The sequence below is a fragment of the Loktanella sp. DSM 29012 genome (genome assembly GCF_900110705.1).
Classification (GTDB): Bacteria; Pseudomonadota; Alphaproteobacteria; order Rhodobacterales; family Rhodobacteraceae; genus Loktanella; species Loktanella gaetbuli.
Window position 1 is genome coordinate 1 of sequence record NZ_FOEJ01000005.1, and the last position, 13,390, is coordinate 13,390.

The 13,390-nt window shown below is 63.2% G+C and carries 12 protein-coding genes and 4 pseudogenes; 9 read left to right on the forward strand and 7 right to left on the reverse strand.

The window, feature by feature from the left end:
- Window positions 1-126 precede the first annotated feature (126 nt).
- The 4 genes and pseudogenes from BMX27_RS16740 to BMX27_RS11745 all read left to right on the forward strand — a co-directional run.
- Complete coding sequence (locus tag BMX27_RS16740; protein WP_143056817.1) at window positions 127-777, forward strand: hypothetical protein; 651 nt, start codon at window positions 127-129, stop codon at window positions 775-777.
- Between the two features lie 53 nt (window positions 778-830).
- Window positions 831-1,289 (forward strand): hypothetical protein, encoded by a 459-nt coding sequence (locus tag BMX27_RS11735; RefSeq protein WP_090160031.1) that lies wholly within the window; start codon window positions 831-833, stop codon window positions 1,287-1,289.
- A gap of 139 nt (window positions 1,290-1,428) precedes the next feature.
- Window positions 1,429-2,601 (forward strand): annotated as a pseudogene (locus BMX27_RS11740) (ParB/RepB/Spo0J family partition protein); the annotation flags it as partial.
- A 393-nt stretch (window positions 2,602-2,994) separates the two neighbouring features.
- Window positions 2,995-4,122 (forward strand): annotated as a pseudogene (locus tag BMX27_RS11745) (IS3 family transposase); the annotation flags it as partial.
- Window positions 4,123-4,172: 50 nt separating this feature from the next.
- Here the strand turns inward: BMX27_RS11745 and trbE are convergent.
- From trbE to BMX27_RS17125, 5 genes and pseudogenes are all read right to left on the reverse strand, one after another.
- Window positions 4,173-5,915 (reverse strand): annotated as a pseudogene (trbE, locus tag BMX27_RS11750) (conjugal transfer protein TrbE); the annotation flags it as partial.
- 10 nt (window positions 5,916-5,925) lie between these two features.
- A complete protein-coding gene (locus BMX27_RS11755) occupies window positions 5,926-6,207 on the reverse strand; it encodes a VirB3 family type IV secretion system protein (protein ID WP_090160033.1) in 282 nt (93 codons plus the stop codon).
- Window positions 6,207-6,539: a TrbC/VirB2 family type IV secretion system protein gene (locus BMX27_RS11760; RefSeq protein ID WP_090160034.1), complete on the reverse strand. Its 333-nt coding sequence runs from the start codon at window positions 6,537-6,539 to the stop codon at window positions 6,207-6,209. The genes BMX27_RS11755 and BMX27_RS11760 overlap by 1 nt, the downstream gene beginning before the upstream one ends.
- Complete coding sequence (locus BMX27_RS16875; RefSeq protein WP_371260146.1) at window positions 6,536-6,724, reverse strand: hypothetical protein; 189 nt, start codon at window positions 6,722-6,724, stop codon at window positions 6,536-6,538. Before BMX27_RS16875 ends, BMX27_RS11760 begins: the two co-directional genes overlap by 4 nt.
- A gap of 80 nt (window positions 6,725-6,804) precedes the next feature.
- Window positions 6,805-7,338: pseudogene (locus BMX27_RS17125) on the reverse strand (DUF932 domain-containing protein); the annotation flags it as partial.
- A gap of 281 nt (window positions 7,339-7,619) precedes the next feature.
- Here BMX27_RS17125 and BMX27_RS11770 point away from each other — a divergent pair.
- The 4 genes from BMX27_RS11770 (at window position 7,620) to BMX27_RS11780 (ending at window position 10,521) form a co-directional block, all read left to right on the forward strand.
- The gene (locus BMX27_RS11770) at window positions 7,620-7,877 is read left to right on the forward strand and encodes a pyocin activator PrtN family protein (RefSeq protein ID WP_090160035.1); all 258 of its coding nucleotides are present in this window, start codon (window positions 7,620-7,622) and stop codon (window positions 7,875-7,877) included.
- A gap of 649 nt (window positions 7,878-8,526) precedes the next feature.
- Window positions 8,527-8,763 (forward strand): hypothetical protein, encoded by a 237-nt coding sequence (locus BMX27_RS11775; protein WP_090160036.1) that lies wholly within the window; start codon window positions 8,527-8,529, stop codon window positions 8,761-8,763.
- Between the two features lie 23 nt (window positions 8,764-8,786).
- Window positions 8,787-8,918 carry a hypothetical protein gene (locus tag BMX27_RS17030; protein ID WP_256212488.1) on the forward strand — a complete coding sequence of 44 codons (132 nt, stop codon included), beginning with the start codon at window positions 8,787-8,789 and terminating at the stop codon, window positions 8,916-8,918.
- Between the two features lie 88 nt (window positions 8,919-9,006).
- On the forward strand, window positions 9,007-10,521 hold the full coding sequence (locus BMX27_RS11780; protein ID WP_090160037.1) for a malonate--CoA ligase: 1,515 nt from the start codon (window positions 9,007-9,009) through the stop codon (window positions 10,519-10,521).
- Here BMX27_RS11780 and BMX27_RS11785 read toward each other — a convergent pair whose 3' ends face one another.
- A complete protein-coding gene (locus BMX27_RS11785; RefSeq protein WP_177172712.1) occupies window positions 10,522-11,574 on the reverse strand; it encodes a hydroxyacid dehydrogenase in 1,053 nt (350 codons plus the stop codon). It lies immediately after the preceding gene.
- A 119-nt stretch (window positions 11,575-11,693) separates the two neighbouring features.
- Here BMX27_RS11785 and BMX27_RS11790 point away from each other — a divergent pair, with 119 nt between their 5' ends.
- On the forward strand, window positions 11,694-12,518 hold the full coding sequence (locus tag BMX27_RS11790) for an alpha/beta hydrolase (RefSeq protein ID WP_090160039.1): 825 nt from the start codon (window positions 11,694-11,696) through the stop codon (window positions 12,516-12,518).
- Here the strand turns inward: BMX27_RS11790 and BMX27_RS11795 are convergent.
- Window positions 12,512-13,276: an SDR family oxidoreductase gene (locus BMX27_RS11795; protein WP_090160418.1), complete on the reverse strand. Its 765-nt coding sequence runs from the start codon at window positions 13,274-13,276 to the stop codon at window positions 12,512-12,514. The two genes, BMX27_RS11790 and BMX27_RS11795, sit on opposite strands and share 7 nt — an antisense overlap.
- Window positions 13,277-13,390: the final 114 nt, after the last annotated feature.

A 13,390-nucleotide genomic window follows, 5' to 3' on the forward strand; every position in this document is an offset into this window, starting at 1 on the left:
GCCTGACACCGCGCGAATATGCTAACCGGTCAAACGAAGACCAAAACCTGAACAGAGCTAACTCATAAATGAGGACTCTCTGGGGAGCAGGTCAGAACCGACATCGAAGTTGGAGACGAGGTTGTCGTGAAAATGAACAATCGCCCGCTTAAATGGGCGCGAGTTGATGACATCAACTACCTAAACTGGGATTGCCAAAACACTATCGAATGCCTCGCGAGCGAAGCCAAGTTTACTGCAGAAGGAATAGCTCTTCCACCTGGAGAATCCCTGAGCATTAAGGGTTTAGCGCGGCCATACGAACTAGCCGTCCAGCTATTCAATATGGGATGGCTACCCCGCAGAGCCGCCAGTAAGATGTACCGAAAAGCCTATTCTGCTGTAAACCAAACACAAACTGCCCTCATCTTGATGCGAAAAAATGGCATTGATGTTCAGATAATTAATGGTTTGCCTTCTGAAGAGGTGAAGCCGAATTCCGTGTTATCGATCAGCCGAACGGACGGTCCGTTTATTGGACAACCATTTCATGGGAGCCGCCATAACATCTTAAAGCGCACTGCTTCATTTGCAGAAGCTTTCTTACGCGACGCCACGGGTCTAGAAGAGATGATAACTCCCTTGAAGACAACAAAAGTCCTGCCATCGCCGCCCCCTCGAACCCGCTCAGGAGCAGACGATCTCTATTCTGCCCTTGGTGGTTCAGGGGAGCCAATCTACTTGTCGGATGGTGTATGGCTAACATCGGGTGGAGGCGCACACGACTGGGGAAGGTAGCACTTGGCGCGCACATTCAACACATCAGAACATTAACACGACGGAGTCTATCCATGGCAATCATTACGAAATCAGACAAACTTGAAACGACCGGCGAGTTTAACCAGACAAAGATGGGGTCTGAGCAATATGTCTTGCTTCGCACTATCCACGAAACGAACAGCTACACGTTGATGACGGCCACGGCAAAGGAAGACGACGGCTCTTACATTGCATTTCCTGACCTAAACAAATTGGTTGCCGCCGCAGAAAATGTGCTGGGTCGAGGTGAGCGTTGCACCGACAATTGGGGTCGCCCGTATTTCATCTGCAAAGAAATTGATCACCCGAGAGAGATCCGGGATCTCGCTAATAGGATCGCTGAGTTACTCGATCTTCCTCCAGTCAATGCACCTTGGGCTGACGAAGAAATGCGAGATATATATGACGAATTTTCAGTTAGCGAAGACGGTGAGCCTGCTTATCTTTCGGATGGCGTTTACGTTAGCTCGCGTGGCCGACTGGAGGACTAGTACTGACCAATCTAGCAGAGATGTCCAGCCGACAGGTTTTTCCCCAATGCGCCTAGAGTAAGAGGGGTGCCGGGTTTTCCGTGACGGGTTTGGAGGTCGGGAGAGAGGCTCCCGGCTGGCCCGTTGCGGAGATATCCCGATGACCAAGCAACAGAAGATCACCCTCAGCGCCTCGCGCGACATTCCCTTCAACAAGTTGATGCTCAGCCAGTCGAACGTGCGCCACGTCAAGGCGGGCGTGTCGATCGAGGAACTGGCCGAGGACATCGCGCGGCGGACGCTGCTCAGCTCCATCACGGTGCGGCCCGTGCTGGACGACAGCGGCGCCGAGACCGGCATGTACACGATCCCCGCCGGCGGGCGGCGGTTCCGGGCGCTGGAACTGCTTGTGAAACAGAAGCGCATGAACAAGACCGCGCTGGTCCCCTGCATCGTGCGCACCGACGGGCTCGCCGAGGAGGACAGCCTGGCCGAGAACGTCCAGCGGGCCCCCCTGCACCCGCTTGATCAGTTCCGCGCTTTCCAGGCGATGCGCGAGAAAGGCCGGACCGAGGAGGAGATCGCCGCGGCCTTCTTCGTCTCGGCCAGCGTGGTCAAGCAGCGGCTGAAGCTCGCCGCCCTCGCGCCCTCGCTGCTCGACGCCCATGCCGAGGAGGAGATGACCCTCGACCAGCTCATGGCCTTCACGGTCAATCCCGATCACGCGCGGCAGGAACAGGTCTGGGAGGCGCTGCAGCGGCACTATTCGCGGCAACCCTACGAGATCCGCCGCATGCTGACCGAAGGCGCGGTGCGGGCCTCGGACAAGCGGGCGCAGTTCGTGGGGCTCGACGACTACGTCGAGGCCGGGGGCGAGATCCTGCGCGACCTGTTTCAGCAGGACGATGGTGGCTGGCTGCAGGATGCAGCCCTGATCGACGTCATGGTGCGCGAGAAGCTGGCCGAGCAAGCCGAAGTCATCCGCGCCGAGGGCTGGAAATGGGTCGAGGTCGACACCGAGTTCCGCTATGGCCATACCTTCGGGATGCGCCGGGTCCATGGCGAGGCTGTGCCGATGAGCGACGAGGAGACCGCCAGCTACCAGGCGCTGAAGGCGGAATACGACGCGCTCGAGGCCGAGCATGCGGAGGCCGACGAACTGCCCGACGATGTCGATACCCGGTTGGGCGAGATCGAGGAGGCGATGGAGGCACTCGAGGCCCGTCCGATCCGGTACGAGACCGAAGACCTCGCGCTGGCCGGGGCCTTCGTCAGCATCGACAGTTCCGGGCGGCTGCGGGTCGAGCGGGGCTATGTGCGAGCGGAGGATGAACCGGTCGAGGAAGTGGAAGATGTGGGCGAGGTCGCATCCGATCCGATGCCGGTCGCGGATATCGACGAGACCGCCACGTCCACCCCTGACGACGAGGAAGAGGACGACGGCCTCAAACCGCTCTCCGACCGCCTCGTCATGGAACTGACGGCCCATCGCACCCTGGCATCGCGCAATGCGCTGGCCCAGGACCCGCAGGTCGCCTTCCTCGCGGCGCTGCACGCGATGGTCCTGCGGCTTTTCTACCGCTACGCCGTCGACAGCTGTGTCGAGATCGAACCCCGCAACGCGGCTTTCGGATCGCAGGTGCCGGGCCTCGGTGACACGGGTTACGCACCTTGGACTTGCCCGGAAAATGTGGAGAGCACCAACTGAGGAACCAGGAGGTGTTCTATGGGAAACGCAAACAGACCGACGCCGAAATTTCGGCGTGAAGCGGTGCGGCTGGCGCTGACCAGCGGCCGGACGCGGCGGGAGATCGCGGAGGATCTCGGCATTGGCCTTTCGACGCTGACGCGGTGGCTGAGCCAAGAGCGCGATGCCAGCGAGCCGAGCGAAGCGCCGGTCGACATGCATGCCGAGTTGAAGCGGCTGCAACGGGAGAATGCGGTCCTGAAGCAGGAGCGTGATATCTTAAAAAAAGCCGCGGCCTTCTTCGCGAAAGAGACAAGTCGATGACCTTCGGCTTCATCGAGGCGGAGAAGGCCAGCTTCCCGATCAGTCGGATGTGCCGTGCCCTGGGCGTCAGCCAGAGCGGCTTCTTCGCGTGGCAGGACCGTCCGGCCTGTCGCCGCCAGCAGCAGGACATGGTCTATCTCGCACACATCCGGACCGCCTTCGCTCTGTCGAACGGCACCTATGGCAGCCCGCGCATGCACCGCGACCTCATCGACGAGGGCCATGAGATCGGGCGGCATCGCACGGCGCGGCTGATGCGCGAGAACCGGTTGATCGCGCGGCAGAAGCGGCGCTTCAAACGCACGACCGACAGTGAACATGCCTGGCCTGTCGCGGCCCAATCTCGTGGTGCAGGACTTCGCGGCGGACGGCCCGGACCAGAAGTGGGGGGCCGACATCTCCTACATCTGGACGGCGGAGGGCTGGCTCTACCTCGCCTTCGTGCTCGACCTCTTCTCGCGACGGGTCGTCGGCTGGGCCACGAGTGACCGCCTGAAGCGCGACCTCGCCGTCGAAGCGCTGCGCCGGGCTCTGGTGGCTCGCAACCCTGCGCCGGGGCTGGTCCATCATTCCGACCGCGGATCGCAATACTGCTCTATCGACTACCAGGCGCTGCTCCGCCAACGTGGCATCCTGATCTCGATGAGCGGGCGCGGGAACTGCTACGACAACGCGATGGTCGAAACCTTCTTCAAGACCATCAAGTCCGAACTGGTCTGGCCGGTCGCATGGCAATTCCGCCAGCAGGCCGAAAACGCCGTCGCCAGATACATCGACGGGTTCTATAACCCCGTCAGGCGTCATTCATCGCTCGGCTTCCAGAGCCCCATCGCGTTCGAGCGAAAGGCCCGGGAAGTGAGCTAAACGCTCTCCACCAAAGCCGGGCAAGTCCACAGGGCCTGTTTCAGGTCGGAGGATTGCAGCAGGACGGCGAGACCGGTGATCGTGCGTTCGCCGACCGGTGCCGAGGTCAGCGAGGTCAGCGCAGACCAGAGATGTTCCTTCACCTCCGGGGTGATCGCGATACCTTCGTAGGCGAGGATCGCGCCGATCCAACCCGCGGCCCAGCTCCGCTCGGCGGGATCGTCAATGCGGGCGAGCGGCTGGAGAGAGACCGTCGCCTCCGCGCCTTCGGTGAGCTCGCCGCCCAGATCATGCCAGTCGCCGCCCATGGCGAGGGTGGCGACGCGGAACGATCCCCCGAAATCGAAGGCGAAGACCTGGGCTTTCGCGTAGCGGCGGAACTGCAGCCCCATGAGCGCGAGCAGCACGGATTTGCCCGCCCCGGTGGGACCGACGACCAGCGTGTGGCCGACATCGCCCACGTGGAGCGAGAGGCGGAAGGGCGTTGCGCCCTCGGTCTTGCCGTAGAGCAGCGGCGGGCCGTCGAAATGCGCGTCCCGCTCCTCCCCCGCCCAGACGGCGGAGAGCGGGATCATATGGGCGAGGTTCAGGGTGGAGAGCGGCGGCTGGCGTACATTGGCGTAAGCCTGCCCCGGCAGCGAGCCGAGCCAGGCATCGATGGCATTGACCGTCTCGACCATGGCGGTGAAGTCCCGACCCTGCACCACCTTCTCGACGAGGCGCAGTTTCTCGTCGGCGCGGCGCGGATCGGCGTCCCAGACGATGAGGGTCGCCGTGACATAGGCCTCGCCCGCGACATCGGTGCCGAGCTCCTGCAAGGCCATGTCGGCATCGGCGGCCTTGTTGGCGGCGTCGGTATCGACCAGCGCCGATGGCTCGTTGGTCATCACTTCCTTCAGGATCGCGGCGATGGATTTGCGCTTGGCGAACCATTGGCGACGGATGCGCGCGACCATCCGCGCGGCCTCCATCTTGTCCATGAGGATCGCGCGGGTCGCCCAGCGATAGGGAAAGGCCAGCCGGTTGAGCTCGTCGAGGATCCCCGGCGTGGTGGCGGTCGGGAAGCCCGAGAGGGTCAACACGCGCAGATGGGTATTCCCCAGCCGCGGCTCGAGCCCGCCGGTGAGCGGCTGGTCGGCCAGAAGCGCGTCGAGATAGGCCGGGGTTTCCGGCACGCGGACGCGGTGGGCCTGCGTCGAGATCGTGGAATGCAGGTAGGTCAGCGTTTCGCTGTCATCCAGCCAGCGGCATTCGGGCATGATCCCGTCGAAGAGCGCCAGCACCCAGTCGGTGCGGTCAATGAAGCCGCGCAGCACCTCGCCTGCGTCGATGCCGGTCTTGTCGCGGCCTTCGTAGAGCCAGGTCTCGGCCCGCGCGGCCTCCTCGGCCGGTGGCAGGTAGAGGAAGGTCAGGACATACTCCGACTGGAAATGCGACCCCTGCTCGGCGAAGCCCGCGCGGCGCTCGGCATCGAGGAGCGCCGACGCCGGATCGGGAAAGCGGCTGTCGGGATAGTCGGCCGCCACCACGCGCTGCGCCTCGACGAAGATCGCCCAGCCCGAGCCGAGGCGGCGGAAGGCGTTGTTGATGCGGCCCGCCACGGCGACGAGTTCCGCCGCGACCGCGCTGTCGAGATCGGGGCCGCGGAACCGGGCCGAGCGCTGCAGGCTGCCATCCTTGTTCAGCACAACACCGGGCGCGACCAGCGCCGCCCAAGGCAGGTAATCCGCCAGCCGCGTCCCTTTCCGGCGATATTCCGCGAGGTTCATCATGGGCGCGCCCTCAGACCTCGAGATGACCGGGAAGCCGCAGATGCCGACGCCCGACCTCGACGAAGAGCGGATCGCGCCGCGCGGCCCAGACCGCCACGGCGTGACCCAGAAGGCCGATGACGATCCCGGCGACCCAGAGCTGCAGCCCGAGCCCGATGGCCCCGGCCAGCGTGCCGTTCAGGATCGCGAAGGCCCGCGGCGCGCCCGCCAGCAGTATCGGCTCGGTCAGAGCCCGGTGGACCGGGACAGTGAAGCCCGGCACGTCCATCAACTGCTCGAAAGACCCATCCATCAGATCAACGCTCCGCCGCCGAAGCTGAAGAAGCTCAGGAAGAAGGAACTCGCCGCGAAGGCGATGGAGATGCCGAAGACGATCTGGATCAGGCGGCGGAACCCCCCGGAAGTGTCGCCGAAGGCCAGCGTCAGGCCGGTGACGATGATGATGATCAACGCGATGATCTTGGCGACCGGCCCCTCGATCGATTCGAGGATCGACTGCAGCGGCGCCTCCCAGGGCATGGAGGAGCCTGCCGCCCGGGCGGGGCCGGCCAGCATCAGGGTGACGGTGGCGTAGATGACGGCATTCGCAGCCAGTGCGCGCAACCGGTGAAGGGATCGGGTCATGAAAGGTCTCCTGTGTCGGTTTCCGTCCCGGTCGGCAGCGCCGCCGGGGTGATGCGGTAATCGCCGTCCGGTCCGAGCCCCTCGACGCGGGCAAGCTCGGCGAGGTGTCGGCTGGCCCCGCGCCCGGAGAGGACGGCGATGAGATCGATGGTTTCGGCGATGAGGGGGCCCGGCACGGTGACCACCGCCTCCTAATGAGCTGCTCCATCCGGCGCAGGGCGCCGAGGGCCGAGCCGGCATGGATCGTGCCGATGCCGCCGGGATGCCCGGTGCCGTTGCCCGCGATGCGCTGCACGGCGGAGACCAGTTCGTGGTCGTAGATGCGACCGTAGTCGGGGCCGGTCACCGCGCGCAGTTCCGTGCGGCCATTCGCGACCTCCATGGTCTTGATCTGCTCGGCCCGGTGGTTGGTCAGCCCGTATTGCAGGTTGATCCCCGCCAACGGCGCGGGCAGTTGGCGCAGATAGGCGGCGGGCGCGCCCACGAGGCTCGAGAGCTGGCCAAAGCTCCAATGCGTCGGCGCGATCGGCTCATCCGTGCCCGGCAGGACGAGGCCCAGCTTCTCCGGGTTGTCGCGATGCGCCTCGACCCGGATTGCCGCGCTCTCCACCGTGCGCGTCCGGCTCCGCTCCGCCCGGCCCTTGACGGACGCAAAGAGGTCGTCGAGCGACAGATACCGCTCGTCATCCGGCCGCGAGAACCACTCGGAAGACACGCGGTCGACGTTCTCGCCGCGCTACACATCCACCCTGTAGCCGCTACTCATGTCACGCCCGGCATCGATGATTTCGATATTCATTGGGAAACCTCCGCGACGGGCGCCGGAAGCCTCTCCTCCAGCCCTCAACCCGTCACGGCCCTACCTGCCCCCCTCCGGCTCTCGGAAACCCGGTGAACGTCCGCAGGAAGTCCGCCGATTTGATCGCATTCTCTCCTATTTGTTCGCCCCCTTCTGCCGCCGATTGCCGCCCTTTTCACGATCAAGGTCCCTGATCACACCAAACACCGCCGCCCGCTCGCATTGATGGACAACGTGGCTGAGGTCAGGATGCGGAGCAGAGAGACCACCGAGACTGACCGATGAACACGCTTTTTCTCCTGATGGCTCAATATGATGGCCGCGCGGTCGTGCCAGTCGATACGGTCTGCAAAGACTACTTTTCCCATCTGACCTTGCCGAAGTTTCTCAGGAAGGTCAGTTCCGGTGAGATCAATCTGCCCTTGGTGCGGTCGGAGCGCAGCCAGAAGAGCGCGAAGGGCGTCCACCTCTCGGATCTCGCCACCTATCTCGACAAGCGTCGCGAGGTCTCGCTGTACGAACGGGACGCCTTCAAATAGCGGCCTGCGGCTCTTCAAGTAAGGGCCGTTCAGTGGCCCAAAAACACCCTCTAAACGTGATCTGCCGAGGGGTTTTTTCGCCGCCTCGATCCGTCCAATCCAGCTGGCCAAAGCTTCGTCGGTGAAAAACTGGGCAAAAACTTTCCAGCCCGACCCGAACCCTCTGAAATTAAATTCGAAAACCGGGCCATTCGACGATGGCCTATCAGATTTTCTGCTTACTTTTTTGTGCGCATGAGCGGGACGAACTTATAACATGATTTACAACACAGGTCACAACATGACCTTAGAGATTTGAAAAATCACATTCTTTTTGAACTGAAGGTCCAATCCATCATGGGAACGCAAGATAGTGTCGCTCCCGAAGTGGCTGCGTTGTTGGGCATTCTAAGCTCTCCTATGGTCCGCGATCCGGTTTTCGGGGCCATGTTGCACACATAATCCACATGAATTGCGGTGGTCTACCCCCAGATCAAAGACAGGCGAACGGCAGTGTTTGGGTGGGTGTGTGATCCGGTGCCCCTGCCCCATGACGAGGGACCAACGATAACGGTGCTTGGTGCGCTCAGCAGCGAAGGCCCCGTGAAAGCCCATTCTGGAAAATTCGGTTTTCTCGTTGCGCGCGCTGGCGGCGTGAGATCTGCCGCATGTGGCAACTCTTCTGGCCAATTTCAGCGGTGCCAATGCCGATGCGATCATCACGCTGGCAGATGAAATTGGGTTTGATCCGACGGTATTGGAAGAGCTGCGCCTTATCGTCGATACGCTTGTGGTTTTAGGCTTCCATAACCTCACGGTCGACTCGGCAACCGCGCTGATCCAGATACCGCCCGACGACAGCCCCTATCCAAAGCCAAATTGCGCGACATCGGATCGTTCTGTCTGACCGAACGTCGCGGGATGGGACTGATGGGCGAAGCCACGCCGAGCAAACCTCATTTGTCCCATGGCAATCAGGTTCGGATGGAATGCCGCAGCCGCGACGACCAGCCGCTGTTCGGCGCGATCGACCAGCGCGACATCGCTGCCCCCACGTCCTGAGCCGGTGCCACCAGTGGCACATGGCTTGCACGGGACACGCAAAGTGGCGACACTGAACGACCTTTGTAGCCAGGCAGGACAGCCCCACATGACAAACCCTCTCTATGATGCGCTCTTTGGCTCTCATGCCGGGCGGCAGACCCCGTTTCTGCACCTGCCGGACGGTAGCACGATCACGCATGACGCATTCCTGCGGATGGCCGCACGATTTGCCCATGCGATCAGTGACCTGGGGTTGGCCGCTGGCGACCGGCTGGCCGTGCAGATCGACAAATCGCCTCAGGCACTGGCCGTCTATGCGGCCTGCGCCCAGACAGGCGTCATATTCCTGCCGTTGAACACGGGCTACACGGCGGCAGAGCTGGATTATTTCATTGGCAATGCAGGTGCGAAACTGGTACTGGCCAGCCCGCAGCAGTCAACGGATCTGGCACCTGTCGCGCAATCGCATGGTGCCCTTTTGCACTCCCTGGACGCGCGGGGGGCTGGCAGTTTCGCAGACCTTGCAGCGGGCTGTCCCGATCAATTCGACACGGTGCCGCGCAGCGGCGATGATCTGGCGGCCTTCCTCTATACATCCGGCACGACGGGCCGGTCCAAGGGGGCGATGCTGACACAGGACAACCTGCTGTCCAACGCGCGGACGCTGACCGAATACTGGCGTTTTACGGCGCAGGATGTGCTGCTGCATGCGCTGCCGATCTTCCACACGCACGGTCTCTTCGTGGCGACCAACATCACGTTGCTGGCCGGTGGCGCGATGATTTTCCTGCCGAAATTCGAGACCGACCAGATCATGGCCCACCTGCCCCGCGCCACCGCGCTGATGGGGGTGCCGACGTTCTATACCCGCCTGCTGGACGAGGACCGATTTGATGCGAACCTGTGCGCCAACACGCGGCTGTTCGTGTCGGGCTCTGCGCCCCTGCTGGCAGAAACGCACGCACGCTTTGCAGGCAGGACCGGACACCGCATCCTTGAACGCTACGGGATGACGGAAACCAACATGAACACCTCAAACCCCTATGACGGCGACAGGCGGGCGGGCACCGTCGGTCTGCCGCTGCCGGGGGTCGCGCTCAAGATTACCGATCCGGCAACCGGGGCAGAGGTTGCACCCGGCACCATCGGCCAGATCGAGGTGCGCGGCCCCAACGTGTTCAAGGGCTATTGGCAGATGCCCGAGAAAACCGCCGAAGAGCTGCGCCCTGACGGATTTTTCATCACGGGGGACCTCGGCCTGATCGATGCCGACGGCTATGTCAGTATTGTCGGGCGCAACAAGGACCTGATCATCTCTGGCGGGTTCAACATCTATCCCAAGGAAATCGAAGCGGTGCTCGATGCACAGCCCGGCGTTATGGAAAGTGCTGTCATCGGCGCACCGCACCCCGATTTCGGAGAAGGCGTTGTCGCCGTGCTGGTCGCCGCACCGGGGGCCACGATCGACCCCGATGCGATCATGGCGCAGCTTGGCCCCGAACTGGCGCGGTTCAAACAGCCAAAACGAATCGTCACTCTGGACGCGCTGCCCCGCAACACCATGGGTAAGGTGCAGAAAAACATCCTGCGCGATGCCTATGCGGACAGTTTCAGCGCGTGATCATTCTTGCCTGCGGGCGGCCATATCCGCGACCGAGGCCGCGGTGTTGACTGCCGTCAGACTGGCCATGCGGGCCGGATCGGCCCGGGCCAGATGGCGCGGTGCCTCGCCCGCGAACAACAGGTCCAGCTCATCCAGTATCAGCCGCCCGATCAACTGCCGCCCGCCCGGCACAGCCGCCGCGCGATGTGGTGACAGAATCACCCCGGGCAGGCTGCGGATCGGATGATCGGCGGCCAGCGGTTCGGTTGGAAACACGTCGATGGCCGCCTGAATGCGCCCTGCTACCAATGCCACCATCAGCGCGTCGAAATCCACCAGATGCGCCCGGCTCAGGACGACCAATCGTGCGCCCTTCGGCATCAACGCCAGCTGATCCGCGCCGATCAAGTTGTAGTTTTCCGATGTCGGCACTGCGACGACGAACACCACGTCAGACGCGCCCATCACTGTATCAAGATCGCACAGCTGTGCCCCATGATCTTGCGCGACGGCCTCTGGCAGCCAGGGATCATGTGCCCGGATGGTCACCCCAAAGGGGGCCAGCAACGGGCAAAGCGCCCGTGCGATTTGTCCAAAACCGACAAACCCGATATGCGCCCCGAACAGCGTTCTGTCGCGGCCATTCATGTCGTCCAGCCAATTTTCAGTCCCGACACGGAACCGTTCGTGTTCCGCCACCAGCCCCCGTGCCGAGCTTAGGGCCATCGCCAGACCCATTTCCGCAACCGATTGCCTGAACCCCGGTGCGCAACTGAGCACTGGGATACCGGCCGCATTACAGGCCGCATAGTCGATGGTGGCGGGAAATTCGCCCGACACCTCGATCACTGCCCGCAGGTGGGGCGCGCGGTCCAGCGTCGACTGATCGATGCGCGGATCGGTCGTGATGATGACTGCAGCATCGGACAGGGCAGCGTCATACATATCCGGCGGAATCGGCCCATCCTCGCCCCAGACCACGTCATAGGCCTGTAGCCGCGACAGGCTGTCTGCGTCGAACAGTTCGGTCATGCCGCGCCAGTGCGGCGCAAGAATGATCTTGGGTTTCATCGCGGCTCCTCCTCCGGTTTGGGGCAGCATGTCCGGTTTCGCGCAGCCTGCAAAGTCCGCATTGCGCCTGTCCGGCGCAATGCTAGGGTCAGCACATTCCCATTAGACAGGAGCCCGCCATGTTGGACCCGATCCGGGACTGGGACGATGCCTTTGCCAACAGCGCCCATATTCCGGGGTCCGAAACCTTGCCGGCCCAATGGGCGATGGCGGCCGCAACCTTTCGCGACAGCGGTGTCCGGATCGAACGCGACCTGCCCTACGCTGCAGCACCACGCGCGCGATATGATCTGGTCTGGCCCAAGGGCACGCCGCGCGGGCTGGCGGTCTTTGTCCACGGCGGATACTGGCTGCAAACGGAAAAATCCGATTGGACCCATCTAGCCGCGGGTGCGGTCGCGGCCGGTTGGGCGGTTTGTTTGCCGGGCTACACGCTGGCCCCCCAGGCCCGGATCAATGAAATCACATCACAGGTCGGGGCGGCGATCAGCGCCGCGGCGCTGCGCGTTGACGGCCCCATCCGGCTGGCGGGTCATTCCGCCGGTGGGCATCTGGCCACCCGGATGATCTGCGCCGACAGCCCGCTCTCTAGCCGCGTGCTGGACCGGGTGGCGCATGTCACTGCGATCAGCGGGCTGTTCGACCTGCGCCCGCTGCTGCGCACGGCAATGAATGACCGTCTGTGCCTGGACCAGGCAGAGGCCGTGGCCGAAAGCCCCGCTTTGCTAGCCCCCGCCCTTGCCATTCCCCTGACCTGCTGGGTCGGCGGCGGTGAGAGGCCCGAATTCCTGCGTCAATCGCGCCTGATGGCTGCGATCTGGGATGGGCTGGACGTGCCGACCACGTTGCATATCGACGACGATCACAACCATTTTTCCGTCATCGCAGGACTGGACGATCCTGACAGCGCGCTGGTGCGCTGCTGGTTGACGACGGATCACTGACCGTTCCGAAACCTGCGGTTCAGCTTGCGCATGCCGCCGATCCAGCGGTCGGTGTCATCCGCCTTGTTCCGGATGTAATCGCGGACCTGAAGGTGTGGCAGGATCAGGAACACCTCGTCCCGCACCCCCTGCACGCAGGCCTCTGCAACGGCCTGCGGCGGGATGACACCGTCGATCCCGGCGACCCCCGCACCACCTGCGATCATGGCGGTATCGACCCCTTGCGGGCACAGCACAGATATCCTGATCCCATCTTCGCCGTGGGTCAGCGCCAGCCATTCGGCCAGACCGACAGCCGCATGTTTCGTCACACCGTAAGGAGCCGCACCGATCTGGTTCAAGAGGCCGGCGGCAGAGGCGGTGTTCACCAGATACCCCCCGCCCCGCGCGATCATGCGCGGCACCAGATGACGCGCGGCATAGACATGTGCCATGACGTTGACTTGCCAGATGCGCTGCCAGTCGGAATCGGGCACCTCGACCCCGCCGGACACAAAAATGCCGGCGTTTGAGCAGAACAGGTCGATTGGTCCGGTGTCACGTTCGATCTTGTCGATCAGGCCGGCGACCTGCGCCTCTTGGGCCACGTCCACCGTGGCGGCCTGACCTTTCACCAGCGCTGCCGTTGCGGCAGCACCCGGGCCGTCACGATCCACACAAACCAGCCGCGCACCGGCTTGGGCAAATGCCATGCACAGCGCCCGCCCGATCCCTGCAGCGGCCCCCGTGACCACCACCAGTTTGTCCCGTGGATCCATGATGCCCCCCTTTTCTGCAAACCGTGTCACGATGACCGGGGCCACGTCACGTGACAAGCGGGGCTGTGGCATTGCGCGGGCGCGGGCTTTGCGCTTTGCTGATCCGACGCAACA